The organism is Arthrobacter sp. 8AJ (assembly GCF_902506025.1).
Classification (GTDB): Bacteria; Actinomycetota; Actinomycetes; order Actinomycetales; family Micrococcaceae; genus Arthrobacter.
In genome coordinates, this window is the sequence record NZ_LR733289.1 from 1,332,840 (window position 1) to 1,356,543 (window position 23,704).

At 62.7% G+C, this 23,704-nt stretch carries 28 protein-coding genes and 1 pseudogene; 9 read left to right on the plus strand and 20 right to left on the minus strand.

The annotated features are described in order from the left end of the window. Nucleotides 1-111 precede the first annotated feature (111 nt). From BACI349Y_RS06235 to BACI349Y_RS06270, 8 genes are all read left to right on the plus strand, one after another. Complete coding sequence (locus BACI349Y_RS06235; RefSeq protein ID WP_159631372.1) at nucleotides 112-1,047, plus strand: P1 family peptidase; 936 nt, start codon at nucleotides 112-114, stop codon at nucleotides 1,045-1,047. 171 nt (nucleotides 1,048-1,218) lie between these two features. Then, nucleotides 1,219-1,440, plus strand: a complete 222-nt coding sequence (gene infA / locus BACI349Y_RS06240) for a translation initiation factor IF-1 (RefSeq protein ID WP_009358723.1) — start codon at nucleotides 1,219-1,221, stop codon at nucleotides 1,438-1,440. Between the two features lie 71 nt (nucleotides 1,441-1,511). Beyond that, entirely contained in the window at nucleotides 1,512-1,625 is a 114-nt protein-coding gene (gene rpmJ, locus BACI349Y_RS06245; protein WP_009358722.1) for a 50S ribosomal protein L36, read from the plus strand. Nucleotides 1,626-1,809: 184 nt separating this feature from the next. Then, nucleotides 1,810-2,184, plus strand: a complete 375-nt coding sequence (gene rpsM / locus BACI349Y_RS06250) for a 30S ribosomal protein S13 (RefSeq protein ID WP_003803743.1) — start codon at nucleotides 1,810-1,812, stop codon at nucleotides 2,182-2,184. A gap of 54 nt (nucleotides 2,185-2,238) precedes the next feature. Then, complete coding sequence (gene rpsK, locus BACI349Y_RS06255) at nucleotides 2,239-2,640, plus strand: 30S ribosomal protein S11 (RefSeq protein WP_009358720.1); 402 nt, start codon at nucleotides 2,239-2,241, stop codon at nucleotides 2,638-2,640. Nucleotides 2,641-2,770: 130 nt separating this feature from the next. Then, nucleotides 2,771-3,781 carry a DNA-directed RNA polymerase subunit alpha gene (locus BACI349Y_RS06260; protein WP_013601812.1) on the plus strand — a complete coding sequence of 337 codons (1,011 nt, stop codon included), beginning with the start codon at nucleotides 2,771-2,773 and terminating at the stop codon, nucleotides 3,779-3,781. A 68-nt stretch (nucleotides 3,782-3,849) separates the two neighbouring features. Further along, entirely contained in the window at nucleotides 3,850-4,389 is a 540-nt protein-coding gene (rplQ, locus tag BACI349Y_RS06265; protein ID WP_159631373.1) for a 50S ribosomal protein L17, read from the plus strand. Nucleotides 4,390-4,421: 32 nt separating this feature from the next. Further along, on the plus strand, nucleotides 4,422-5,315 hold the full coding sequence (locus tag BACI349Y_RS06270) for a tRNA pseudouridine synthase A (RefSeq protein WP_159631374.1): 894 nt from the start codon (nucleotides 4,422-4,424) through the stop codon (nucleotides 5,313-5,315). Between the two features lie 21 nt (nucleotides 5,316-5,336). On the opposite strand, the gene BACI349Y_RS06275 is transcribed toward BACI349Y_RS06270, so the two are convergent. Then, nucleotides 5,337-7,004, minus strand: coding sequence for a sensor histidine kinase (locus BACI349Y_RS06275; protein ID WP_159631375.1), 1,668 nt, complete (start codon nucleotides 7,002-7,004; stop codon nucleotides 5,337-5,339). Between the two features lie 252 nt (nucleotides 7,005-7,256). Here BACI349Y_RS06275 and BACI349Y_RS06280 point away from each other — a divergent pair, with 252 nt between their 5' ends. Beyond that, nucleotides 7,257-8,033, plus strand: coding sequence for a response regulator transcription factor (locus BACI349Y_RS06280; protein ID WP_159631376.1), 777 nt, complete (start codon nucleotides 7,257-7,259; stop codon nucleotides 8,031-8,033). Nucleotides 8,034-8,036: 3 nt separating this feature from the next. Here the strand turns inward: BACI349Y_RS06280 and BACI349Y_RS06285 are convergent, their stop codons facing one another. From BACI349Y_RS06285 to BACI349Y_RS06370, 19 genes and pseudogenes are all read right to left on the minus strand, one after another. Beyond that, on the minus strand, nucleotides 8,037-8,519 hold the full coding sequence (locus BACI349Y_RS06285; protein ID WP_159631377.1) for an Hpt domain-containing protein: 483 nt from the start codon (nucleotides 8,517-8,519) through the stop codon (nucleotides 8,037-8,039). A gap of 94 nt (nucleotides 8,520-8,613) precedes the next feature. Beyond that, complete coding sequence (locus tag BACI349Y_RS06290; protein WP_159631378.1) at nucleotides 8,614-9,498, minus strand: type II secretion system F family protein; 885 nt, start codon at nucleotides 9,496-9,498, stop codon at nucleotides 8,614-8,616. A 7-nt stretch (nucleotides 9,499-9,505) separates the two neighbouring features. Next, a complete protein-coding gene (locus tag BACI349Y_RS06295; RefSeq protein ID WP_159631379.1) occupies nucleotides 9,506-10,438 on the minus strand; it encodes a type II secretion system F family protein in 933 nt (310 codons plus the stop codon). A gap of 10 nt (nucleotides 10,439-10,448) precedes the next feature. Then, complete coding sequence (locus BACI349Y_RS06300) at nucleotides 10,449-11,930, minus strand: CpaF family protein (protein ID WP_159631380.1); 1,482 nt, start codon at nucleotides 11,928-11,930, stop codon at nucleotides 10,449-10,451. Further along, complete coding sequence (locus BACI349Y_RS06305; protein ID WP_159631381.1) at nucleotides 11,930-13,123, minus strand: AAA family ATPase; 1,194 nt, start codon at nucleotides 13,121-13,123, stop codon at nucleotides 11,930-11,932. Before BACI349Y_RS06305 ends, BACI349Y_RS06300 begins: the two co-directional genes overlap by 1 nt. Beyond that, nucleotides 13,120-13,869, minus strand: a complete 750-nt coding sequence (gene cpaB / locus BACI349Y_RS06310; RefSeq protein ID WP_236560747.1) for a Flp pilus assembly protein CpaB — start codon at nucleotides 13,867-13,869, stop codon at nucleotides 13,120-13,122. Before cpaB (BACI349Y_RS06310) ends, BACI349Y_RS06305 begins: the two co-directional genes overlap by 4 nt. Before the next feature lie 26 nt (nucleotides 13,870-13,895). Further along, entirely contained in the window at nucleotides 13,896-14,963 is a 1,068-nt protein-coding gene (locus BACI349Y_RS06315; protein WP_159631382.1) for a TadE/TadG family type IV pilus assembly protein, read from the minus strand. Then, complete coding sequence (locus tag BACI349Y_RS06320) at nucleotides 14,951-15,325, minus strand: TadE/TadG family type IV pilus assembly protein (protein ID WP_159631383.1); 375 nt, start codon at nucleotides 15,323-15,325, stop codon at nucleotides 14,951-14,953. The genes BACI349Y_RS06315 and BACI349Y_RS06320 overlap by 13 nt, the downstream gene beginning before the upstream one ends. 88 nt (nucleotides 15,326-15,413) lie before the next feature. Further along, nucleotides 15,414-15,623, minus strand: coding sequence for a Flp family type IVb pilin (locus BACI349Y_RS06325; protein WP_159631384.1), 210 nt, complete (start codon nucleotides 15,621-15,623; stop codon nucleotides 15,414-15,416). Nucleotides 15,624-15,806: 183 nt separating this feature from the next. Next, nucleotides 15,807-16,646 carry a hypothetical protein gene (locus BACI349Y_RS06330; RefSeq protein ID WP_159631385.1) on the minus strand — a complete coding sequence of 280 codons (840 nt, stop codon included), beginning with the start codon at nucleotides 16,644-16,646 and terminating at the stop codon, nucleotides 15,807-15,809. A 168-nt stretch (nucleotides 16,647-16,814) separates the two neighbouring features. Beyond that, nucleotides 16,815-17,027 (minus strand): Flp family type IVb pilin, encoded by a 213-nt coding sequence (locus BACI349Y_RS06335; protein WP_159631386.1) that lies wholly within the window; start codon nucleotides 17,025-17,027, stop codon nucleotides 16,815-16,817. A gap of 8 nt (nucleotides 17,028-17,035) precedes the next feature. Beyond that, complete coding sequence (locus BACI349Y_RS06340; protein ID WP_159631387.1) at nucleotides 17,036-17,908, minus strand: type II secretion system F family protein; 873 nt, start codon at nucleotides 17,906-17,908, stop codon at nucleotides 17,036-17,038. Nucleotides 17,909-17,917: 9 nt separating this feature from the next. Beyond that, on the minus strand, nucleotides 17,918-18,871 hold the full coding sequence (locus BACI349Y_RS06345) for a type II secretion system F family protein (RefSeq protein ID WP_159631388.1): 954 nt from the start codon (nucleotides 18,869-18,871) through the stop codon (nucleotides 17,918-17,920). Then, nucleotides 18,872-20,317, minus strand: a complete 1,446-nt coding sequence (locus BACI349Y_RS06350) for a CpaF family protein (RefSeq protein WP_442858397.1) — start codon at nucleotides 20,315-20,317, stop codon at nucleotides 18,872-18,874. Beyond that, nucleotides 20,314-21,513: an AAA family ATPase gene (locus tag BACI349Y_RS06355; protein ID WP_159631389.1), complete on the minus strand. Its 1,200-nt coding sequence runs from the start codon at nucleotides 21,511-21,513 to the stop codon at nucleotides 20,314-20,316. The genes BACI349Y_RS06350 and BACI349Y_RS06355 overlap by 4 nt, the downstream gene beginning before the upstream one ends. Then, the gene (cpaB, locus tag BACI349Y_RS06360; RefSeq protein WP_159631390.1) at nucleotides 21,510-22,277 is read right to left on the minus strand and encodes a Flp pilus assembly protein CpaB; all 768 of its coding nucleotides are present in this window, start codon (nucleotides 22,275-22,277) and stop codon (nucleotides 21,510-21,512) included. The genes BACI349Y_RS06355 and cpaB (BACI349Y_RS06360) overlap by 4 nt, the downstream gene beginning before the upstream one ends. Nucleotides 22,278-22,294: 17 nt before the next feature. Continuing rightward, nucleotides 22,295-23,074, minus strand: a complete 780-nt coding sequence (locus BACI349Y_RS06365) for a hypothetical protein (RefSeq protein ID WP_236561072.1) — start codon at nucleotides 23,072-23,074, stop codon at nucleotides 22,295-22,297. 42 nt (nucleotides 23,075-23,116) lie between these two features. Next, nucleotides 23,117-23,293: pseudogene (locus BACI349Y_RS20235) on the minus strand (pilus assembly protein TadG-related protein); the annotation flags it as partial. Then, nucleotides 23,281-23,679, minus strand: a complete 399-nt coding sequence (locus BACI349Y_RS06370; protein ID WP_159631392.1) for a TadE/TadG family type IV pilus assembly protein — start codon at nucleotides 23,677-23,679, stop codon at nucleotides 23,281-23,283. The gene BACI349Y_RS06370 and the pseudogene BACI349Y_RS20235, both read right to left, overlap by 13 nt. Nucleotides 23,680-23,704 lie beyond the last annotated feature (25 nt).

The window sequence follows — 23,704 nt, forward strand, 5'->3', positions numbered from 1 at the left end:
CAGGGAACTGTTATCCAAGGCTTCGTCGCCCGTTAACGCTGTGTTGATTGCAGTCTCGCATAAAGTTCGCCGTTGCGGCAGGGGCGCGCCAGCGGAGGGGACAATAGGGGCATGGGAACCATTACCGATGTCCCGGGCATCCGCGTGGGCCACGTCCAGAAGGACACCGACGGATGGCTGACGGGCGTTACCGTTGTCCTGCCGCCGCCGGGCACGGTGGGCTCGGTGGATGTCCAGGGCGGCGGCCCGGCTACGCACGAAACGGACGCCCTTGACCCCACCACCCTGGTCGGCACCGTGGACGCCCTGGTCCTCACGGGCGGCAGCGCCTACGGGCTGGCGTCCGCTGCGGGGGCTCAGCGCTGGTGCGAGGAAAACGGCCGCGGCTTTGCCGTTCCCGGGGGAGTGGTGCCCATCGTCCCCGCCGCGGCCATCTTCGACCTCGGCAGGGGCGGGAACTTCGCCGCACGGCCGACGCCGGACATGGGCTACGCGGCAACGGCCGCCGCGGCAGCACAAAAGGAGGGGCACGACGCCGGGCGGGGCAACGTGGGTGCCGGCACCGGGGCACTGATCGGCCGGGGGCAATATAAAGGGGGAGTTGGCACAGCGTCGGCCACGCTCGGGAACGGGGTTGTGGTCGGAGCCCTGGCCATAGTCAACGCACTCGGACTCCCGTTTGAACCAGCGGTGCAGTTCTCCGTGGAGACCACTGATCCGCCGCCCCTTAACACCACCCTTGTCGTTGTGGCCACCAATGCCGTTCTTGATGTGGCCGAATGTAAGAGGACTGCCTCTGCTTCCCATGCCGGGATTGCCCGGGCGCTGAACCCGAGCCATACCCTGGCCGACGGGGACACAGTCTTCTGCCTGGCAACCGGTGCTGTGGCACTCGACCGCTCCGACGACGCTGCCCGCCAGGTCAGTCTCATCACGCTCCAAAGCGCGGCAGCCGACGTCGTCCGTTTGGCCATTCTGGACGGTGTGGCGGCGGCTGGTGCCGTGAGCACTCCGGCCGGCGAATATGGTGCGTACCGCACCGCGTAGGCTACTATGGCCGATTTAACTTTTACCGGCCAACAGGGTAGTGTTGTTTGTTGGTTGTCTGGACTGCCACGCCCTTTTGGGCCTGGAGACGGCAATCGATCCAACAAAAACGTTCGTGGTCATGCCCGGTGCTATCCGGCGGGGCTGCGGCAACAACAGTTAGCGGAGGGTATGGCCAAGAAGGACGGGGTCATTGAGATCGAAGGCGTTGTGACCGAGGCGCTGCCTAACGCGATGTTTCGCGTTGAGCTCACCAACAAGCACATCGTTCTGGCACACATCTCTGGAAAGATGCGTCAGCACTACATCCGAATCCTCCCTGAGGACCGCGTAGTGGTGGAGCTGAGCCCGTACGACCTCACCCGTGGTCGTATCGTCTACCGCTACAAGTAAATTGCTGGGCGGCGGCAGTGCAAACTGACTGCTGCTCCAGTTGACCAAACTGCTACACGCAAAGGAACGCCATGAAGGTCAAGCCGAGCGTCAAGCAGATCTGCGAAAAGTGCAAAGTGATCCGCCGTAATGGCCGGGTCATGGTGATCTGCGAGAACCCGCGCCACAAGCAGCGCCAGGGCTAATTTCCTTCCCTGAAGGAAATCCTGGGTTGCTAACCCACGCAAGTAAATAAAGGCAGCACAAGCTGATCTGGAACATTGAGCTCGAAAGAGTCCGGACAGCTAACCCCCGGTCGGAGGCTGGGGCCGCACGGAACGTGCGGGTGTACTGCCTACGACCTCCGGTTTATCAAGGAGTACTGCCACTATGGCTCGTCTCGCTGGCGTAGACATTCCCCGCGAAAAGCGGCTGGAAATTGCGCTTACTTACATCTACGGCGTGGGCAAGACCCGTGCACACGAAACCCTGGCCGCCACTGGCATCAGCGCTGACGTCCGCGTCAAGGACCTGACTGACGCCCAGCTGGTTGAGCTGCGTGACTACATTGAAGGCAACTACAAGGTTGAGGGTGACCTTCGCCGCGAAGTAGCAGCAGATATCCGCCGCAAGGTTGAAATCGGCAGCTACGAAGGCCTGCGCCACCGCAAGGGCCTGCCCGTACGCGGTCAGCGTACGAAGACCAACGCACGTACCCGCAAGGGCCCGAAGCGTACCGTCGCCGGCAAGAAGAAGGCCCGTTAAAATCCCCGCTCGGGATTTACGGACTTTCCCCAATAACTTTCTGTAGGAGAAAAAATGCCCCCGAAGACTCGTGGCGCGGTTCGCAAGCCGCGTAAGAAGGACAAGAAGAATATCGCGCTTGGCCAGGCGCACATCAAGAGCACCTTTAACAACACCATCGTTTCCATCACGGATCCGACCGGCGCTGTTATTTCCTGGGCTTCCTCCGGTGAGGTTGGCTTCAAGGGCTCGCGCAAGTCCACCCCGTTCGCTGCGCAGATGGCCGCCGAAGCCGCTGCCAAGCGTGCGCAGGAGCACGGCATGCGCAAGGTAGACGTTTTCGTCAAGGGACCGGGTTCCGGACGCGAAACCGCCATCCGTTCGCTGCAGGCCGCAGGCCTCGAGGTTGGCTCCATCCAGGACGTCACCCCCGCAGCGCACAACGGCTGCCGCCCGCCGAAGCGCCGCCGCGTCTAATTCTTTTCCGCAGCAGGAGCTTGCCCGGACCAGCGATGGTCCGGGCAAGCCCAGCGCGTTAAGTCTTCAGACCGAATTTCCACCACCTGTGTTGCGTCATATAGCGGATGCTCGCCGAAAGGAAACCTAAGTGCTCATTGCACAGCGCCCCACCCTCTCCGAAGAGGTAGTCTCCGAAAACCGTTCGCGTTTCATCATTGAACCGCTGGAACCGGGCTTCGGCTACACCCTCGGAAACTCCCTCCGCCGTACCCTGCTCTCCTCCATCCCCGGTGCTGCCGTAACCAGCATCCGGATCGATGGTGTGCTGCACGAGTTCACCACGGTTCCGGGTGTCAAGGAAGATGTCACCGAGATCATCCTCAACATCAAGAGCCTGTCGGTTTCCTCCGAGCACGACGAGCCCGTCGTGGCTTACCTGCGCAAGCAGGGCCCCGGAGTCGTCACCGCCGCGGACATCGCTCCGCCGGCCGGCGTCGAATTCCACAACCCGGATCTGCACATTGCCACGCTGAACTCGAAGGGCAAGTTCGAACTCGAACTGACCATCGAGCGCGGCCGCGGCTACGTTTCGGCAGCTCAGAACAAGTCCGGCGACGCAGAGATCGGCCGTATCCCGGTTGACTCCATCTACTCGCCGGTGCTGAAGGTTACTTTCCGCGTGGAAGCAACCCGTGTTGAGCAGCGCACCGACTTCGACAAGCTGATTGTCGACGTCGAGACCAAGCAGGCCATCGCCCCGCGCGATGCCGTTGCTTCCGCAGGCACCACCCTGGTGGAACTGTTCGGTCTGGCCCGTGAGCTGAACACCGCAGCTGAAGGTATCGAGATCGGCCCGTCGCCCACCGACGCTGCCCTGGCAGCCGACATGGCACTGCCGATCGAGGATCTGGACCTCACCGTCCGTTCCTACAACTGCCTCAAGCGTGAGGGCATCCACACCGTGGGTGAACTCGTTGCCCGCTCCGAGGCTGACCTGATGGACATCCGCAACTTCGGTGCAAAGTCCATTGACGAGGTCAAGGCAAAGCTGGTTGAACTGGGCCTGTCCCTCAAGGACTCGCCTCCCGGTTTTGACCTCGCAGCACGCGCCGCAGCAATCGAAGAGGACGACGCCGCTTTCGGCGACGACGAACTCTAAACCAGACCTTGGCCGGCGGGCAGCACCATGGTGTGCCGCCCACGGCTTCCACATGAGGAGAAACAATTATGCCTACCCCCACTAAGGGTCCGCGCCTCGGCGGCGGCCCGGCTCACGAGCGTCTGATGCTCGCGAACCTGGCCTCATCCCTGTTCGAGCACAAGCGGATCACCACCACGGTGACCAAGGCCAAGCGCCTGAAGCCGTACGCAGAGCGCCTGGTGACCTTCGCCAAGCGTGGCGACCTGGCTTCCCGCCGCCGCGTCCTCGGCCTGATCAGCAACAAGGGCGTCGTCCACGAGCTGTTCACCGACATTGCGCAGGCTGTGGAGAACCGCGACGGCGGCTACACCCGCATCACCAAGATCGGCAACCGCAAGGGCGACAACGCTCCCATGGCTGTCATCGAACTGGTCCTCGAGCCGGTTTCCGCCAAGCAGGCCGTCGTAGCCGAGGCTACCCAGGCTGCTGCCAAGGCTGCTCCGGCTGCCGAGGAAGCTCCCGCTGAAGAGGCTACGGCCGCTGAGGAAGCTGCTGCAACCGAAGAGGCACCTGCTGCTGAAGAAGCTGCCGAGGCTCCCGCAGCCGAGGAGAAGGACGCGAAGTAATTCGCTGATTCTCTTCGCATAGACTTAGGTCTGTGAACCACCAAAAACCCGCGGCCCCCGTTCCAGGGGGCGGCGGGTTTTTGCGTATCCGGCTTGACCTTTCGTACGACGGCGGCCCGTTCAGCGGGTGGGCGCTCCAGCCGAGGCGGCGGACCGTCCAGGGTGTCCTGGAGGAAGCAATCGAGCTCCTGGTCCGGCGCCAGGTACGGGTCACCGTCGCGGGGCGCACCGACGCCGGCGTGCACGCCCGCGGCCAGGTGGTCCATTTGGACCTCACCGAAGCCGAGTGGCTGGGACTGCCGCGCGGGCACGAACTCGACCCCGCCGTCGCCATGCTGCGGCGCCTCCGCGGTGCCTTGAACCGCGCCCTCGGCGACCTGCACGGCGCGGTGGAGGTCCACGATATCTCGCCGGCACCCGCCGGCTTTGACGCACGCTTCTCGGCGCTGTGGCGGCGGTACAGCTACCGGATCGCGGACGGGCCTGCCCTCTGGGATCCCCTGGAGCGGTATTTCACCCTGTGGCACAAGAACCCGCTGGACGTGGACCTGCTCAACGAGGGCGCGTCCCGGCTGCTGGGCCTGCAGAACTTCCTGTCCTTCTGCAAGCCGCGCGAAGGTGCCACCACCATCCGCGAGCTGCAGCGCTTCGAGTTCCGGCGCGGCGAGGACGGCGTCATCGTGGCAACCGTCCAGGCCGACGCGTTCTGCCATAACATGGTGCGCGCGCTGATCGGGTCCGCCCTGTACGTGGGCGAGGGTGTGGAGGAACCCGGCTGGCTGTACGAACGGCTGCTGCTGCAGAAGCGGGATGCCAAGTCTGTCCTTGCGGCCCCGCATCCCCTGGTGCTGGAGGAAGTGGCCTACCCCTCGGACAGCGAACTCCTGGCCCGTGCAGAACAGACCCGGGCCGTCCGCGAGCACTGACCCGGGCCGCGCCCTGATCTCTTAGAACGCCGGAGGGGGGCCCTCCGCCGGCAGGGTCACCGTGAAAGTGCTGCCCTGGCCCTCGCCGCTCTCGCACATGATGCTGCCGCCGTGCCGCTCCACGATCATCCGCGTGATGGACAAGCCCAGCCCCGCTCCGGGAATGGCCGCCTGTTGGGCCGCTTCCGTCCGGAAGAAGCGGGTGAAGACCTGTGCCGCGTCCTCGTGCGACATGCCCATCCCTGTGTCCGTGACGCTCAGCCGAACCCACTGCCGGTCCGCTGTGGCGCTGATGCTGATCCTGCCGCCGCCGGGGGAGTACTTGATGGCGTTGGAGACCAGGTTGTCCAGGACCTGCCCGATCCTGAGCGGGTCGGCGTAGGCCCAGAGGGGCGAGGGGACATCGGCGGCGATCTCCACGTGGGACCGCTGTGCCGAGGCCTGGGCTGAACTAAGGCTGGTCTCCACCAGGCTGGCCAGGTCGGTCCGTTTGGGGTGGACATTCAAGGTGGTGGAGGCGGAGGCCGTCAGGTCGGCCACGAGGTCCATCAACCGCTCCGCGTTCCGCTGGACCACCAGGAGCCGCTGGGCCAGATGCGCCGGCAGCAGGTCCGCCTCATCCAGGACCAGGTCCACGTTGCCAATGATCGAGTTCAGCGGGTTCTTGAACTCGTGCGAGACGTTGGAGACCAGTTCCTGGTTGGCGGCCACGGACTCCACCCAGCCGGTCACATCGGTGTAGACCACCACCGCCCCGGTGAGCCGGCCATCCTCGCTGACAAGCGGACGTGCAGCCGTGGAGACGGCGCGCTGCTCCGGCCCCTCACCGGCCCACACCAGGTAGTCGGCGAAGGATTCTCCCGCCATGGCCCGGCTGATGGGCCTGCGGTCCGGGGGGAGCAGGGTGCGGCGGTCCTGGCCGAAGATGAGCTGGTGCCCCTGGCCGGGGATGGCCTCGTCAGCGCCTGTGGCGCGGCGGAAGTTGCGCTGGCGGCTGTTGGAGACCAGGAAGTGGCCGGAACGGTCGACGGCGGCAATACCGACGTCGGTGGCGTCCAGGACGGTTTCGAGCAGCTTTTCCCGTTCCCGGCTCGCCGCCAGCAGGTCCCGGAGCTCGCGGTCCTTCTCTGCCAGTTCACGCTGCTGCAGCCGCAGGTTCACGCTCGCGAAGCGGATGGCCAGCGAAACAGCAAGCATCATCACTGGGAAGAGAACCACCGTGATGAGGTCCGATGCCGTGATAGTGGGCAAGTGGTCCACGGCCGAGGGGGCCATGATGAAGAACGGTCCCAGGAAGCTGAGCACCAGGCTGCTCCGTGCCAGCATTCCGGACGCGGAGAGCCAGATGACCGGAAAGACCACCAGGACGGCCAGGCCCGGGAGGAGCGGTACCGCCCCATTGCGCAGGAACGCAATCGCCGCAAAGTCCAGCACCGGGATCACCAGGTACGGCCGGTGCGGCAACCGCTCCCAGGGGACCAGGAAGCAGGCAAGGAACAGGATGCCATGGAGGACAAGCCCTGCGCCGTATATCGGGCTGTGCAGAAGGGAGGGCCACGCGAACGGTGTAATCACCGCCAGGACCAGCACTACGAGGGTGAGGGGGAGCTGGCACAACGCCACCTGGGCGCGGGGTCCCAGCTCGCGGAAGAACCGGCCAGGCCCCTGGTGGAACAATGGCTCAGCCATGTTTCTGACTCGTACCCTTTCGCAACTGGATTACAGGCCCTGCCAGGGTCTTTGAATTGCTTTCCTTACCCCGGTACTTACCCTTTCCCATCCATAGTGCACATGTCTTGTCATAATAATTGACTTTTCAATTCTCCGGGCCAACACAGCTGTGATCAGCAGGGCTTACTAGTAGCGTATAAATGGTTGGAGCGGGAATGGCATTGGCGCTGGGCCAATGGGGGGCCATCTCCGCCTGGCGCAGGGATAGCAATGGACGATCTTGGTGTAGCTGTAGTAATCGAAGATGACGCGGATGTACGCAACCTCCTTGAAGGCGTACTGACCCAAGCGGGCTTCGAAGTGCATACAGCTGTTGATGGGCGGGCCGGGGTTGAGGTGGTCCGCAGCAAGCAGGCCAACGTTGTAACGCTCGATATCGGCCTGCCGGATATTGACGGGTTCGAGGTTTTACGGCGAATCCGGAATTTCAGTAATGCCTATGTGGTGATGCTGACCGGACGGACGGAGGAACCGGACCTGCTCTCGGCGCTGAACACAGGCGCGGACGATTACATCGCCAAGCCATTCAGGCCAAGGGAACTTCGGGCTCGGGTGGCGGCAATGATGCGCAGGCCCCGGCATGAGATAACCGGGGACGCGGCGGCCCGCTTGGGACAGGCGCCGGTTCCTGACACGCACGGCGAGACCGGCGTGTTCCGGCACAACGGCCTCCTGCTGAACCACCGGACACGCACCGTGGAGGTCAAGGGTGAGCCGCTGGGGCTGACCCGCAGTGAATTCGACCTGCTGCATGTGCTGCTCAAGGGCGGCGGTGCCGTCTGCACCAGGGCTGACCTGGTGAGGGCCGTGCGGGGCGATTTCTATGAACGGGACACGTACATCAGCGAGGCGGACGAGCGGGCGGTGGAGGTCCACGTGGGAAACCTGCGGCGCAAGCTCAAGGAGGACCAGCTGTCACCGCGCTGGCTGCAGACGGTCCGCGGGGTGGGGTACCGGTTGGCGCCCCGCCGTCCCGATGACGCCTAGGGGTCAGCCCTTTTCCAAAATGTAGGTCGACTGCAGCTCGGACACCGTCCGTGCCCCGTCCTGGGCCACGCCGGCCATCATGGCCTGGCCCCGGACGAAGTCGCCCTGCCGGATCAGGCCTTCGAGGAGTTCGGCGAGCCTGGCCAACCGGAGTCCGCCCACCATGGCGGAGCTGATCTTCAGGCTGATGACGGCATCCAGGGCCGAGGCCTCGTCCTGGCTGTCCACGGCTGTTCCCAGCCGGGCCAGGCGCAGGTCCCACATGGCGGCGTAGTCGCGGGCAAAGCGTTGGGCCAGTCCGGATCCGGCCAGCTCGTCCTCGAGCTCCTCCAGCACGGCTGCGTCAATGAGCGGCAAGAGCGCGGCCGCTTCCAGTGAGAGGGCCGCGCCTGCGGCCGGGGCGGGGGCTGCAGGCAACGTGACCCCGGCCAGCGGGGAGTCCGCAGCGAGGCTCTTTCCGCTGGAACCGGGATGTTGACTCTGCATTGTTCAAGGCTACTTCCTGGAATTCCTTCGGCGTCCAATTTCTTATCATTCTGTGTAAACCTTGAGGTAACCTTGCCGCCGCACTGAGTATCGTCTATTGTGCGCTGAAGGTCACCACGGTGTTGATCACGGCCGGTCCCAGGATGGCAATGAAGAGGACCGGAAAGATAAAGAACAGCAGCGGGAAAAGGATCATGACCGGCAGCTTCATGGCCTTTTCCTCGGCCCGCTGGCGGCGCTTTACCCGCATGACCTTGGCCTGGACCCGAAGGACCCGGCTGATGGCGATGCCGTACGTGTCGGCCTGGACCACGGCCTGCACGAAGCTGCGCAGTTCCGGGATGCTGGTCCGTTCCGCCAGCGCGATGTAGGACTCGCGGCGGCTGCGTCCCACCTGCATGTCCTGCAGGGTGCGGACCAGTTCCTCGGCCAGCGGGCCCTTGCCGTTCTCACCGGCCCGGGCCATGGCGCCTTCGAAGCCAAGCCCTGCTTCCACGGAGATCAGCATCTGGTCAAGCGTGTTGGCCAGTTCAAGCTGCATGGCCTTCTGCCGCTCCTGCCCCTTGCTGTAGAGGAGCAGGTCCGGGATGAAGTAGCCAAGGAACAGGACGAAGATCCCGGCGAGTTTCATCAGGGGACTGCTGCCGATTGCGGCCAGGTAGCCGCCCATGACCACCCCGGCCAGGCCGAGGGCGAGCTTGGATCCCAGCACCTTTCCCAGCGGCATGGAGGCCGGGCGTCCGGCGAGGGACAGGAGGCGGTCCAGGAACGCGACGTAGGCCGGGGGAGTAAGGCGCCGGCCCAGGGCTTCGAGCCGTGCGGGCGCTCCGGTGGGTGCAACTGCGACGGGCGGGGCGCCACGGGAGAGCAGGTCGGTGACCGCGGCGCGGCCCTGCTTGTCCACCGTGAGGACGGACCAGGCCACGGCCCCCAGGGGGAGGCAGACCAGCAGGACTGAGAGCAGGACGATGAGGTTCATGGGGTCCTCAGAACTTCAGGTCGATGATCTTGCGCATCCACAGCGCACCGATGGTCATCAGGACAAAGGAAGCACCGATCATCACCCACCCCAGCGGATGGGTGAACATCGAGTTCATGTAGCTGGGGCTCACGGCCAGCAACATGGCCACGATGCCGAACGGCATGGCGATCAGGATGTAGGCGGAGAACTTGCCTTCCGCGGCCAGCGCCTTGATGTGGCCCTTGATCTCCGCGCGCTCGCGGATGGTCTCGTTGACCTGGTCCAGCACCTCGGCCAGGTTGCCGCCCACTTCGCGGTTGATCTGGATGGCCTGTGAGATCCAGACAAAGTCCTCGTTCTTCATCCTGCCGGCGGTGTCGTTGAGGGCGGCGAGCAGGTCACGGCCGAGGCTGGTCTCGGTGATCACCCGCCGCATCTCCTCGGACGTTGGCTTCTGCGACTCGTTCGCGGCGGCGTCGATGGCGCGCAGGATGCTGTGGCCGGCGCGCAGGCCGCCGGAGAGCAGCTGCAGCGTGTCGCCCAGTTGGCTGTCGAAGGCGGTGCGGCGCTTGCCGGCCAGGAATCCGAGGACGAGTTTGCCCACGAAGGGTGCCAGCAGGGCGAGCAGCAGTCCCATGAGGGGGCCTACGGTCACCAGGCCCACCAGCATGCCGACGCAGGCGCCGATCCCCACCAGCAGGAAGAACTCGGCTTGGCTGAGCCGCAGGCCCGCGTTTTCCAGTTCCGCGCGGGAGAACAGCTTGACGTTCCGGCCGGCCAGCAGCCGTTCGAAGGATTTCACGCCGGAGAGTGCCAGGCGGGTCAGCGAGGAGGGCGGCTCGGGTTCAAACGGACGACGGCGGTCCAGCGGCACCGAGGGGGCGCTCGGCAGAAGCACCGCGACGCCCAGCAGGCAGATGGCAGCGAGGAGGATGGCGCTTCCGATGGCGATGATCATGGGCCCGTCCCTACTTCGCGCCTGGACCCAGAGGGGTGGCGAACACGGCGGGGGAGACGTGGATGCCGAGGTCTTCGAACCGGTCAATGAAGCGGGGCCGGATGCCGGTGGCCACCGGCCGGCCCATGAACCGGCCATGTGCGTCCACGCCTGCCGAGTAGTCGAACACGAAGGCGTCCTGGAGGGTGACGATGTCGCCTTCCATGCCCTGGACCTCCGTGACGTGGGTGATGCGGCGGGAGCCGTCGCGGAGGCGGGAGATTTGGACGATCAGGTTCACGGCGGAGGCGATCTGTTCCCGGATGGCCCGCAATGGAAGGTCCATGCCGGCCATGAGCACCAGGGTTTCCAGGCGGGCCACGGCGTCACGGGGGGAGTTGGAGTGCACGGTGGAGAGGGAGCCGTCGTGGCCGGTGTTCATGGCCTGGAGCATGTCCAGCGATTCACCGCCACGGACCTCGCCCACCACGATCCGGTCCGGGCGCATGCGGAGGGAGTTGCGGAGGAGTTCGCGGATGGTCACTTCGCCCTTGCCCTCGGTGTTGGGCGGCCGGCTTTCCAGCCGCACCACGTGGTCCTGCTGGATCTGCAGTTCCACGGCGTCCTCAATGGTGACGATCCGTTCGTCGTGTGGCAGGAAGGAGGACAGGACGTTAAGGAGCGTGGTCTTGCCCGTACCGGTGCCGCCGGAGACGATGATGTTCAGCTTGGCTTTGACGCAGGCGTTCAGCAGCTCGGCCATTTCCGGCGTCAGCGTGCCGAAGTCGATGAGGTTGCGGACGGTCAGCGGGGTTTTGCTGAACTTTCGGATGGTCAGGGAGGAGCCGCCCACGGCCAGCGGCGGGATGACCGCGTTCACACGGGAACCGTCCTCCAGGCGGGCGTCCACCAATGGCGAGGATTCGTCGATGCGGCGGCCCACCTTGGACACGATCCGTTCGATGACCTTGCGCAGGTGTTCCTCGGAGCTGAACCGGGATTCGGTGAGCGTCAGCTTGCCTTTGCGCTCCACATAGATCTGGTCCATGCGGTTGACCATGATTTCGGTGACGGCAGGATCGTCGAGGAGGCGCTGGAGGGGGCCGTAGCCCAGCACGTCGTCGGCGACGTCCTGGACCAGACGGGTGCGTTCCTCCGGGGTCAGCGGCACCTGCTCGGCGTCGACGATGCGGGTGAGTTCCTCCTTGGCGGTGCTCCGCAGCTCCTGTTCACTTACGGCGCCGTCGTTGAAGCGCGTCCCCATGCGTTCGAACAGGGCAGTGGCTGCCCTGTCCTTCATGGCTGCGAAAACGTCCACCCTGGGTGCCGTGGGCACCTGCTGGGTGCCGGCGTCGTGCGTTGAATGCACGACGGCGGCGTGCGCCGGGTGCCGTTCCATGCTGTCCGCGGGGGCTGGCGAGGGCGCGGGTGCGGGGAGGGGCAGCTCCAGCAGCGCGGTGCCGGCCGCCTGGTTGCGTGACTGCACCGCGTTGATGCGTTCGGAGAGTTTCATCAGATGACCACCCTTCGGTGAAGTTTCCGCTGGGCCTGCGTGCGCCATGCCGGGTTGAAGCGCTCCACCAGCTGGCGGAGGCTCTTCACGGCGGGGTCCTTCTTGGATTCCTGGAGGATGGGGATGCCGCGGTTGGTGGACAGGGCCACGGCGCGGGAGCGGGGGACGCTGACGTCCACGGGCGCGCCGATGGTGGACTCGACGTCCCGGACGTTCAGACCGGATTTGGCGTCGGCCATATTCAGGACCACGTGGCGGGATTCGGGCATGATGTCCAGCTGGCGGAGGACTTCCAGGCCGGAGCGGAGGCCGCGCAGGCTGGGGATGTCCATGGCGCTGACCCAGACCACGTCGGTGCACCGTTCCATGGCGGCGAGGCCGATTTCCGGCATGCCGGGGGCGGTGTCGATGACCACGTACTGGAACTCCTGGGCCAGCTGTTCCAGCAGGTGGCCGATCTGTTCCGGAGTGATGTGGTCCGCGTCCACCGGGTTGGGCGGGGCACAGAGCGCGTAGATGCCGGCCGGGTGGACCGTGAGGAAGGCCTTGAGGACCAGGGAATCCTGGGCGGCGGCGGGGGTGACGGCATCCGTGACCGTGTGCTGCGGGTTGAGGTAGAGGCCGGAGGCGACGTCGCCGAACTGCAGGTCCAGGTCCACGATGACCACGCTCATGGGCGCGATCTGGCCCAGGCCGATGGCGATGTTGGTGGCCAGGGTGGTCTTGCCCACGCCGCCCTTGGGGGAGAAGACGCCGATGACCAGGCCGCTGCCGTTCTCCGCCTGCTGGGTCTCCGGGCCGCGGTGGCGCGTGGCGAAGGACTGGCAGGCACGCTCCAGCAGCACCCTGATTTCCGCGGCGTCGGCCTGCGGGCTGAGGATGTCGCGGATGCCGGCGCGCATGGCGTAGAGGAGGTAGTCAGGGTCCACGTCGCTGACCAGAACCAGGCTGAGGCCGGGGAGCTGGACATCGAAGACCTTGGCGAACCGCAGCGCCTCCTCGTAGGGAACGTCGGGGCCGATGATCAGCACTTCCGGCTGCTCCTGGTTAAGGAGGGCGAACAGTTCCGCCGGGCCCGCCGGGAGGATGTCACTCGCGATGGTCTGGACCGTGCCGCGCAGGCCGTGGGCGACGGCGGCGCGCAGCTTTTGGTCGAACTCGGCGCTGGGGGAGAGGAGGACGAAGCGGCTCATTTGTACACGTTGTCCTTCCTGGCGATGAAGCCGCCGTTGTCCTGGGCGTCGAGGGGTTCTTTGGTGAGCCAGAGGCTGCCATTGAGATTGGTGTAGATAATCTTGCTTGCGTCCACGTCACTCACCGCCACGGTCACCATGAAAGAACCTTGGGGAAGGGTGGTGTCCTGGGGGTTGGTCCCGTCAGTGGGCTTGGCAGTTGGTTGCGCGGCCCGCTGGACGGCCGTGACCAGGACTTTGCGGAGGGCGAGCTGCGTGGTGGGTTCGGCCGGCTTGCTCTTGTCCGCACCGGCCGGGAAGCTGAATCCCATTGCAACATGATCGCCTGCCTCGAGACGGCCGCCGACCACCATTTTCGGTTCCAGCTCGAAGGTCACTTCCTGCAGCCCTGCCGGAACCTTGGCCGCACTGCTGCTCTTGGCGTCCTTGGGGGCTACGAGGCGTTCCGCCAGGAGCTGTTCGCCCGGGACCAGGTCCACGGCGGCCACCATTCCGCCCTTGCCATCGAGTGACGTTAGCGCGGTGGTAGCCACACCGGCTGCGGGAACGTCCTCAATGACGAGCGAGGCCGTCATATCATTCACAGGAGTTCCGGCGGGGATGGCTTTTTGGACAACCAGCACTTTCCTGGGGTTGGTGCTGGCCATGGCCCGTGCGTCGGCGCCGTTCGCGTAGAAGATGATGAGGATGGCTCCCACAAGCGCCAGGGCTACTGCGGCCGTGCCGGCGAGCATGCGAGATTTCACGTTGAACTCCGTGGGTTGTTTATGGATCAGAGGGAGAGACGCACGATGGTGGCACCGTAAGGACTGACGGGGCCCAGGGTGTAGCCATCGGCAAGTGAGACGTAGGTGACGAATTGTCCGATGATGCCGCGGCAATCGCCTGTGCATGTAGCAGTGGCAGCGGAGCCTGACCCCTTTGGTGCCGTGTTATTGAACGAGTAGGGAGTTGTGTTGTCCTGTCCGCTGAACTTCCAACCGACGACATTGAAGGCAGCGAAAGCAGTGAGGTGGTAAACGGCACCAGCGCCTGTGCCAGCAACTTGGTCGAACACCGGGAGGAGAACGACAGCTTTGCGCCCGGCGGTGATGTCGGCGGCCCAGCCATTCAGTGTGGCCTCGCAGTTGCTGGGGGCGCTGTTTCCTGTCTTGGTGTTGGTCGGGTCGCTGCCGCCCTTATTGACGCTCAAATCGATGCTGGCGCCGCACTTCCCGGCGTCCTGGGCCAGCCATCCGAAGCCGCCCGGCACAGTCCCCCCGGAAGGAAGAGTGCAGCCAGGGTTGGCAGATTTGCTGTCCTTGTTCTGAAGGACCTGCAGACCTTGGTCCACCATGGTCTGCACCTGGCAAATGGAAAAAGCGAGCGGAAAAGCTGTGGGTCCTTTCGAGGGGCTGCCCCAGACAGCGGAGGACGTGGCGCCTACCGCTTTCGAGGGAATGCCAAGTACTCCCGCGAAGAAGAGGGAGACCGAGTTGTCTGGCGCCCCGCTCTCCTTAGCTGTGGTTGTGACCGTGACAGTCCCCGCCGTTGTGTCCAACTGGATGTTATAGACGTTGCTCATGCCATCCAAGGCGTTTTGATTGGCCAAACTGCCCGCCAGTGTGAACGGTGATACGCACCCTGCGCTTTTTGGATTACGTGCGCAACTCTGTGCCAGACCGATGGCGGAGGCGTCAGCACCGCTTTGCAGCTGCGCGCGCTCGGAGTAGATCCGGCCCACGTCCACGGCTATGGCGACGAACCCGAGGAGGGTTACCAGGAGGATGGCGACGATGACGCTGATCGCGCCGCGCTCGCCGTGCTGGGCAGTCCGCGGTTTCCCGATCAGCCTCCGCACAGCATTACCCCTTTGCCTGTCATCGGGAAGGGGCCGGCGATGCCGGTGATTGTGGACAGCGTGTACTTGATGGTGAGCGTCACTTGGGTCCCGACCGGACAGGTGTCGGTACTGAGGGTGATGTCTGTAGTCGCAATGGCGGTGCTGAGCGAGGACGCCGCGGTCTGCGCTTTCCTCTTGGCATCCACAGGGTCTTTGCCGATGGCCATGACCCGCACCCCGTCGCGGGCTGCGTTGGTCAGGGTGATTTGGGCATTGTAGGCCCGGCCGAACTCAATGGTTCCCAGCACAAGCATCAAGAGGAGGGGCAGCAGGATCGCGAATTCGACGGCGGCCGCGCCGCGCTCCGAATCACGTTTCACCTGCTGCACCTCCTCTTGGGTTGCTTGCTTCTGCCGGGCAGAGTGCCGCCGTTTCGATATCGGGTCCGGAACGGCGGATAGATGGGTACTACGGGGCAGTGGTCGCCACGGTGGTCTTGGCCGGGTTGGCAATGTCGTGGGAGACGCCGCTGAACATGGTGCCAAGCTGGCCGCCGAGCGTGCTGACCGCGACGATGATGACTACCGCGATGAGGGCGACCATGATGCCGTATTCAACGGCGGTTGCGCCCTTTTCGCTGCGAAGACGGATCATGATGTTGGTGTAGAGAGAAAGCATCTGAGACTCCTGTGCGAGACGGATCGGCTGGCCCTGCACCAGCACTGGATCGAAGGTAGCAACGCTTGATCCGACATTGACCCGATCTTGCAACGTCCTGCGCAAAGCCTTTACGCCTTGTACGTTTCCTGCGCTTTCACTGCGTCTTTTCTGTGCCTACCATGGGTTCGGAAACCCGCGCATTTAGTCGAGGTAGCTATACCCGCCATCCGGATCTGCGGAGCTGGACATGCCTGGGAAGATGCTCTTGTCCATGAATGCGCGGCACACGCCGTCTCGTGCGGCCACGAGGAGATCCCAGTCCCGCAGGTCTGCCGCAAACTGCGGGTTGTACCTTTGGTTGACTTCCCGATAGCAGGAGTTGACGAAGCGGCCGCCGTCCTTACCCTGGTATGTGATGGCAATGTTGTCGGGCCGAGCCAAAGCATTCCTGATTCCTGGCAGGTGGGAGGGATCAACGGCGACTGTCCCACCTTGCACGGGGTAGGAGTCCGAAAACCCGGGATGTGGTGTGAGCTGCATTGAGGTGCCCGGGAGGACTTCCTGCTCGATGTGGAAGTGAGCTAGTTCCACCCCACACCAGTCACCTTTTCGACCCGGCCCAAGAAGGCCGTCGCAAAGCGTATTCGGTGACTCCCAAAGCGCATAGAGTCCGAAAGTTGCCTCCCAAACCGAGGTGGGTTGGAAGGACAGGGCTTGGGTCTCTGACGTGTTCAGTATCTTCATCCTGTACGCCGCCTCGACTTGTACCTCTGTAAATTCGGAGCCGCCAAAGTCCACTGGACGGGTCTTTATTCGCGAGGGCTCGTAGGCATACCCGAGGTCGAAGGTGCGGCCGTTGCTGTCGAGGATATGGAATGTACCGGAGGATCCCTGCAGAGGCAGTGGGGCAGGGGACACTGAGGAAGTTTCCGTGGAACGAGGCTTCTCGGGCGGGCGAGTCCGCTCAGGCACCCCCTGGGCCAGGCAGCCGGTTAACGCGCTGGCTGCAAAGAGTGCCACAACGAATCTGACAATCTTCATCTTGACCTCCAAGGAACATCGGCGGTAGATGGACCCGGCATTGTCAGCCGCTCGCTTTTCGGGCCACCTGGAATTGAGTGTTCTTCAACCAAAGGACCCCCTCGGTTCTGGGTGCCGAGGGGGTCCGGTATTTTGGGTTTTGCAAAGGCGTTGCAGTGCAGGCCCTTGTTAGGGGATACCGAGCGCGGTCTTTACCCCGGTGGTGAGATGGTCAAAGTAGCCATTTAAGGAGAGGCCGAAAAAGCCGACTCCAGCCACGATCACGATTGCAATGAAACCTACTGTGATCGCATATTCAGTTGCGGTGGCCCCGTCTTCTTCACTCCTAAGCCGCTGTGTGATGCTTCGGGCCAGGGACAAGGTTGTGACCAGGTTCTTCATATCTCCTCCTAGGAGAATGCAGCGATGATGTTCATGACTGCCGGCCCCAAAAGGATGATGAAGAGGGTCGGGAAGATGAAGAAGATGAGCGGGAAGAGGATCTTCACGGGGATCTTCATTGCGTGTTCTTCGGCCCGCTGGCGGCGCTTCATCCGCATTTCGTGGGCTTGAACCTTCAGCACTTTTGCGATGGCGATTCCGTACGCATCCGCCTGCACAATGGCACGTAGGAATGAGCGCAGGTCGGGAACATCAACACGATCCGACATAGCCAGGTAGGCTTCCTTCCTGGAACGCCCCACCTGCATGTCCTGCAGGGTGCGCGTCATTTCGTCCGCCAACGGGCCAGCGCCGTTTTGGGCCGTACGGGCCATCGCAGCCTCAAATCCGAGGCCCGCTTGAACGGAGATCAGCATCTGGTCAAGTGTGTTCGGCAGCTCCTGCCGGATTTTGTCTCTCCGCTTCTCAGCATTAGTGCGTATCAGCAGGTCCGGAGCGAAGTAGCCAAACGCAATAGCGGCAAGGAGGATCGCGAAGCGTGATGGCTCCGGCGAGGCAAAGAAGTAGAACAGGCCGAGGAGTCCGGCTCCGAGGGCCAGCAGCGGTTTTACGGCCAGTAGGCGTTCGAGGGGCCACTCTTTGGGGCGCCCCAGGGCAGCGAGCTGTTTGTCCAGCCAGGTTACATAGCGGACCGGCGTGACCTTGCGGGTGAAGGCGCTGAATTCCAGTGACAGGGTTTGCGGGGCAGCGTTCCTGGCACGCTGCCCCAGGTTGGCTTGTATGTTCCGGATCGCAACCCTGTCCGTAGCGGCTACAGACCAAACCAGATAGGACACGGGCAGAATGATGGCAAGTATGGCCCCGAGTGCAATAGGTGACATGTCGTTCTCCTAGTACTTTGGCTTGATCAGCCGGCTGAGCCAGAAGCCACCGGCAGTGAGCATTGCGGCTGCAGCGCCCAGCATCAGGAACCCTGGGACTGTGCTCGTAAACGTCTTCGCGTATTGACCGTTGATCAGGATCAACGCGAAGAACAAGACCACTGGCAGTCCCATGAGAACGGCAGCCGACATCTTTCCTTCGGCGCTTAGGGCCTTGACCTGTCGGCGTATCTGGTTGCGATCGCGGATAGTTTCCCCGACATGGTCAAGCACTTCCGCCAGGTCTCCGCCTACCTCGCGGTGGATTTCGATGGCTTGTGAGATCCACCCAAAGTCTTCACTGCCGGTACGGGTGGACACTTCCGTCATGGATTCCCCAAGATCACGACCGATCCGAGTCTCGTTGACGATCCTGCTCAGTTCTTCCGACATAGGGGCATCGCTTTCCCGTGCTGACGCATCAATAGCCCGTAGAAGGGAGTGGCCGGCCCGCATGCTTCCCGTCAGCATTTGCAAGGTGTCCGGCAGTTGCTCGTCGAACTTGCTCTTGCGCCTTGAGGTGAGTACCGAAAGAGAGGCGAGCATTCCGGCGGGAACAACTGCGAACAAAATGATTGCGAAGAAGAGCCCCCCAAGCAGAAAACCGAATACGCTGCCGGCCAGGGCGCCCGCGCCCATCATGAGCAGGAAGTCGGCCGGCTGGGTCTTCAGTCCAGCCCGTTCCAGTTTGTCGCGGTTGACCAGGAAGTCGTTTCTCCCCTTCATACGCTTGTTGATGGCACCAACTGCCGTTTCGGTGAGGAGTGTCAGCCTGGAAGTACTTGCGGGCACATCCGGACGCCGGCGTGATAGCGGGATCGCGTTCCGGGGTTTCAGTACGACGACGAAGGTGACAATGATCGAGGTGAAGATAAGCAGCACTCCCGCGATCAAGACTGTGACCGGGGCTTCTGGAATTTCCATCTATCGACTCCTTGGCACTTGTGCGCCAAAAACGGCAGGTGAGATCTTGATTCCCAGTTCCTCGAATCTGTCAGTGAAGCGGGGCCGGACTCCAGTGGGTACAGGTTTCCCAAGGAATCGGCCGTTCGCGTCAATGCCCGCAGAGTAGTCGAAGACGAAAGCATCTTGAAGCGTGACGATGTCGCCTTCCATGCCCTGCACTTCAGTTATGTGAGTGACTCGGCGGGTTCCGTCACGAAGCCGGGAGATATGCACGATCAGGTTGACCGCTGATGCGATCTGCTCCCGGATCGCCCGGAGGGGCAAGTCCATACCCGCCATCAGGACGAGGGTTTCCAGCCGGGCCACCGCGTCCCGTGGTGAGTTAGCGTGCACGGTCGAGATTGAACCGTCGTGACCGGTGTTCATCGCTTGCAGCATGTCCAGAGATTCGCCCCCGCGAACCTCACCAACCACGATCCGGTCCGGCCTCATGCGGAGGGAGTTGCGGACCAGGTCACGTATGGACACTTCACCTTTGCCCTCAATGTTTGCCGGCCGGCTTTCAAGCCTGACCACGTGGTCCTGCTGGAGTTGCAGTTCCACCGCATCCTCAATGGTCACAATGCGGTCCGTGGCAGGGATAAAAGACGAAAGAACATTCAGCATTGTCGTTTTACCGGTGCCGGTACCGCCGGAGACGATGATGTTCATCCGGGCCAGGACACAGGCCTGGAGCAGTTCGGCCATCTCCGGGGACAGGCTTCCGAAGCTGATCAGTTTTTGTACCGTCAACGCCTCCCGCCCGAACTTTCGAATAGTCAGAGACGCGCCGTTGACGGCCAATGGGGGAATGATGGCGTTTACGCGCGATCCATCAGCCAGGCGGGCATCCACAAGCGGGGAGGATTCGTCGATGCGCCGACCAATCCGGGTGACGATCCGTTCGATGACCCTCCGCAGCGCCTCTTCATTGCTGAACTTAGTGTCAGTGAGGAACAGGTGGCCGTTCCGCTCCACATAAATCTGGTCCGCCCTGTTCACCATAATTTCTGTGACTGACGGGTCATCAAGGTACCGCTGCAGCGGCCCGTGCCCTAGAACGTCGTCGATGATCTCCCGCGTGAGTCGCTGTCGCTCACCCTGTGACAAGGGGACCTGTTCTTCATCGACGACTGCCTTCAACTCATCCTTCACAAACTGATGGAGTTCCGCCTCCTCAAGGGATGAGTCAGTGATCCGGGAGCCAAGCCTTTCGTACAGTGCCTGGCTCGCACGCTCCTTAAGGCCTGTAAGCGCTTCGCTCGCAATCCCGCCGGTAACTTCCACCGTCACCGGGGCTTGGGCTTGCTCTGCTGCCTGCGCCTGCTGGATAGCGCCCAGAGTGGAGGCGGCAGATGGGGGCATTGCGACAGCACCGGGATCGGATTCGCCACGCATCTTGGCAAAACGGTTTGAGAGACTCACTGCACTACCGCCCTTCTATGAACCTTCTTGCGTGGTGCTTCCCAGTTGGGTTTGAAACGCTCCACCAGCCGACGCAGGCCTTTCGCCGCACCATCCCGGCTTCCGTCCTGGAGAAGGGGGACTCCTTTGTTCGTGGAGAACGGTACGGCGCGGGACTTAGGTAAGACGACGTCAACTGGAGCGCCAATGGTGGCCTCCACGTCCTGGACCGTAAGGCCTGTCCGCCGATCGGCCATGTTGAGGACAACGTGCCTGTTATCTGGAAGGAGATCCAGTTCCGAAAGGATTTGGAATCCAGTCCGCAATCCACGAATGCTGGGAACATCCATGCCGCAAACCCAAACAGCATCCGTGGCCTGCTCCAGTGTTGCCAGCACGTGCTCGCCCAGGCCGGGTGCAGTATCGACCACCACATACTGGAATTCGGCCCGCAATTGGCGCAGCAGGTGGCTGATATTTTCGCCGGATATCCTATCCATGTCGATGGGATTGCGGGGCGCACACAGGACGTAAATGTTGCTGGGGTGCAGAGACAGATATGTCTTAAGCACCATGGCGTCCTGGCTCGCGGCACCCACGACTGCTTCCGTTATCGTGAATTCAGGCTCGAGCATCAGGCCGCTCGCGATGTCACCGAACTGGAGATCCAAGTCGACAATTACCACGCTCATCGGCGAAATTTGTCCCAATCCGATCGCCAGGTTGCTCGCAACCGTTGTCTTGCCTACACCGCCCTTGGGAGACATGACCGCGATGACCCGCCCGCCTTCAGCGGCGGGACGCTCGGCAGTGTTGGGGGCCAGACCGCGCCGGCGTCCAGCTGCGGCAAGGCTTGCCCGTTCCACTAGTGCCCGGATCTGATCCATATCGGCTGACGGGGGGATCAGGTCACGGATGCCGGAACGCATCGCGTTAAGGGCCAGTTCGCCGTCGTCATCGGCTGCCAGGACGATACTGACTTCCGGGTACTGCAGGTCCATCACCGCGGCGAATTTGAGAGCTTCGTCCTGCGGAAGGCCAGGGCCAAGAATCAGCACCTCAGGAGGTTCGCCCGCTTGCTGCCGAAGGATATCGTCAGGGGATTCGGGGAGATAGGCGGCTTGAAAATACTGCAATGAGCCGCTGAGGGGCGCTACAGACGCCCGAACTTTCCGTTCGTAATCGCTGGAGGGCGAGATCAAAATGAAGCGGCTCATTTGAATACCTTTGTCTGATTGACGACACCGTCAGTGCCCTCAGTGGCGTCTGCCGGTTCTTTTGAGAGGTAGACCTTCCCGAATTCAGCCGCATAGACCAGCTTTTCGGTGTCGATGGCGTTTCGTGCGAAGGTAATGAGGTAGGAATCACTCGACGTTGGTTTGTTCTCGCTGGCGGCGTTCAAAGCACCGGTTGAGCTGCCTTGGGTTGCCTGTGCCTGGGTTTGCGCTGCAGCTCCCGAGCTAAACTGAACGGCCGTGACGAGCACTTTGTGGAACGTCAGCTGGGTTCCGTTGCCGCCCGCGGAGTCAGCCATGGAGATGAAGACGCCTACCGTGTCGCCCGCCTGGATCTTTCCGCCCACGACTCTCTCTATACCGAGGCGAAGAGTGATCTCCTGGAGCCCGGCAGGGACGGCAACCCGAGAGGGGCCGAGGTAGGCATTTGCGTCAACCAGACGGCTGCTGAGGAGCTGTTCGCCGGGCACTAACGCCACTGAAGTAACTGTTGATCCAAGCGAGCCAAGATCGTGGACTCCGTCGGCCGCGACAGCGGTGCGTGGCACTGTTTTGGTTGTGACATATTGCGAGAGTTGACTGGCCGGCGTTCCGGCCGGGACGTTCTGCTTTACAACCAGTACGTCCTCTGTTTCCGTGTTCGCCAATGCGCGGCGGTCCGCGCCTTGGACGTAATTGAAGAGAAGGACCGTGCCAATGACTGCTACAACCAGTGCGGCGATGCCTCCCAGTAGGCGTGCTTTCATTACTTTCCCCTTAGTTCTTACTTGACCAGATGTGGCGGCAGGTCGGCGCCGCCGCCGTCGTAGCCGCCGTCGCCGTATAGCGACGGGTCGGCAACCCAACTGACGAATCGTCCCCGGATGCCCTTAGCGCTTCCACTCAGACCTGTGAGGTCGCCACCGCTCATGCCGGGGAAGTTGTAGCCAGCCAGTAGAAAGGCTGCAAAACCTTTGATGTAGTACTTGGCGTTGTGGCCAGTGCCGGTGACGCTCGAATAGACGGGGATGAATACGACCTTGCCGAGAAGACTTTCTATGACGGGTTTGCATTCACTCGGCATGTTGAGGCCCGTATCGGTCTTCGCATATGGGTCTACTACGGTGGGGGTGGCGGGATCGTCCGGGTAAACGGTGGTCCCACATTTCCCTGGATCCGGCGTCAGCCACTCAAACCCGCCGGCAACGGCGGCACCAGACGGGTTATCACTAACGCAGGTCTGACTGCCGTGGACGAGAATGGTGTGTAAGGACCCGTCGATGTCAAACTGGCAGGGAGCAAATGTGATTGGCAGAGTTGACGGTCCCGATCCTGGATAGCCCCAAGCAGCCGTAGCGGTGGCTCCGACGGTGGCCGGACCGGCGCCAGGAAGGGCACTGGCAAACATCTTGGACAGGAAGCCAGCACCGGTCGTCCCATTCTGCGTGGAAGTCGTCACGGTGACTTTGCCATCCACACTGGTATCAATCGTGACAACTTTGGACGCTCCATCGTTGGAGTTTGCATCCGCAAGGGGTTTCGCTATGGAGCTGGGGCCAGTCAAGGCTGTTTTGCACGTTCCTACCGAACAACTTTGCGCGACGGCGATTGCTGCCGAATCCGCAGCATTCTGCAGCTGAGCGCGTTCCACGTAGATCTGACCGGTGTCGACGGCAAGGGCGCCGGCACCTACTAGCACCAGGAGAGTGACCGCGACTATAACTCCCGCAGCTCCGCGCTCGTCGGGATCTTTCGTGTAAGACGTTTTGCTTAGCCGCCGCATTGCATAGCTCCCTTACCCTTGAGGACCAGAGAAGATCCGAAGAAGCCTGTGAGCCAGTGACCGCTATAAGTAACCGTCACAAATGCAGTCGAGGGCGGTGTGGCGGCAGGGCAGCTCGCGGCTGAATAGTCGAAGCTCAACAGAGCAGTGTTGATGGACGGTGCACCCGCCTTGCCAGCGACAGTTGCTTTTGTGGCGTCATGAGTTATAGCCATTGTTCGAGCCGCTTCCCGCGACGCCTGCGTCACGGACACCTGAATGTTGTATGCATTCGAGAACTCCACAACCGCAACAATCAAGCCGAGGAGGAAGGGAGCGACAAGAGCGAATTCGACAGCTACCGCACCGTATTCATTCTTCTTGGAAGTTTTTTGGCTGCGTTTCACGGGTCCCCCTGGACATTTGCAGCTT

What these genes read in the sequence shown, in the direction of transcription:
- BACI349Y_RS06235 (WP_159631372.1), top strand. Translation starts at nt 112, where the DNA reads ATGGGAACCATTACCGATGTCCCGGGCATCCGCGTGGGCCACGTCCAG.
- infA (WP_009358723.1), top strand. Translation starts at nt 1,219, where the DNA reads ATGGCCAAGAAGGACGGGGTCATTGAGATCGAAGGCGTTGTGACCGAG.
- rpmJ (WP_009358722.1), top strand. Translation starts at nt 1,512, where the DNA reads ATGAAGGTCAAGCCGAGCGTCAAGCAGATCTGCGAAAAGTGCAAAGTG.
- rpsM (WP_003803743.1), top strand. Translation starts at nt 1,810, where the DNA reads ATGGCTCGTCTCGCTGGCGTAGACATTCCCCGCGAAAAGCGGCTGGAA.
- rpsK (WP_009358720.1), top strand. Translation starts at nt 2,239, where the DNA reads ATGCCCCCGAAGACTCGTGGCGCGGTTCGCAAGCCGCGTAAGAAGGAC.
- rplQ (WP_159631373.1), top strand. Translation starts at nt 3,850, where the DNA reads ATGCCTACCCCCACTAAGGGTCCGCGCCTCGGCGGCGGCCCGGCTCAC.
- BACI349Y_RS06275 (WP_159631375.1), bottom strand. Translation starts at nt 7,004, where the DNA reads ATGGCTGAGCCATTGTTCCACCAGGGGCCTGGCCGGTTCTTCCGCGAG.
- BACI349Y_RS06280 (WP_159631376.1), top strand. Translation starts at nt 7,257, where the DNA reads ATGGACGATCTTGGTGTAGCTGTAGTAATCGAAGATGACGCGGATGTA.
- BACI349Y_RS06285 (WP_159631377.1), bottom strand. Translation starts at nt 8,519, where the DNA reads ATGCAGAGTCAACATCCCGGTTCCAGCGGAAAGAGCCTCGCTGCGGAC.
- BACI349Y_RS06290 (WP_159631378.1), bottom strand. Translation starts at nt 9,498, where the DNA reads ATGAACCTCATCGTCCTGCTCTCAGTCCTGCTGGTCTGCCTCCCCCTG.
- BACI349Y_RS06295 (WP_159631379.1), bottom strand. Translation starts at nt 10,438, where the DNA reads ATGATCATCGCCATCGGAAGCGCCATCCTCCTCGCTGCCATCTGCCTG.
- BACI349Y_RS06300 (WP_159631380.1), bottom strand. Translation starts at nt 11,930, where the DNA reads ATGAAACTCTCCGAACGCATCAACGCGGTGCAGTCACGCAACCAGGCG.
- BACI349Y_RS06305 (WP_159631381.1), bottom strand. Translation starts at nt 13,123, where the DNA reads ATGAGCCGCTTCGTCCTCCTCTCCCCCAGCGCCGAGTTCGACCAAAAG.
- BACI349Y_RS06325 (WP_159631384.1), bottom strand. Translation starts at nt 15,623, where the DNA reads ATGCTTTCTCTCTACACCAACATCATGATCCGTCTTCGCAGCGAAAAG.
- BACI349Y_RS06330 (WP_159631385.1), bottom strand. Translation starts at nt 16,646, where the DNA reads ATGAAGATTGTCAGATTCGTTGTGGCACTCTTTGCAGCCAGCGCGTTA.
- BACI349Y_RS06335 (WP_159631386.1), bottom strand. Translation starts at nt 17,027, where the DNA reads ATGAAGAACCTGGTCACAACCTTGTCCCTGGCCCGAAGCATCACACAG.
- BACI349Y_RS06340 (WP_159631387.1), bottom strand. Translation starts at nt 17,908, where the DNA reads ATGTCACCTATTGCACTCGGGGCCATACTTGCCATCATTCTGCCCGTG.
- BACI349Y_RS06345 (WP_159631388.1), bottom strand. Translation starts at nt 18,871, where the DNA reads ATGGAAATTCCAGAAGCCCCGGTCACAGTCTTGATCGCGGGAGTGCTG.
- BACI349Y_RS06355 (WP_159631389.1), bottom strand. Translation starts at nt 21,513, where the DNA reads ATGAGCCGCTTCATTTTGATCTCGCCCTCCAGCGATTACGAACGGAAA.
- cpaB (WP_159631390.1), bottom strand. Translation starts at nt 22,277, where the DNA reads ATGAAAGCACGCCTACTGGGAGGCATCGCCGCACTGGTTGTAGCAGTC.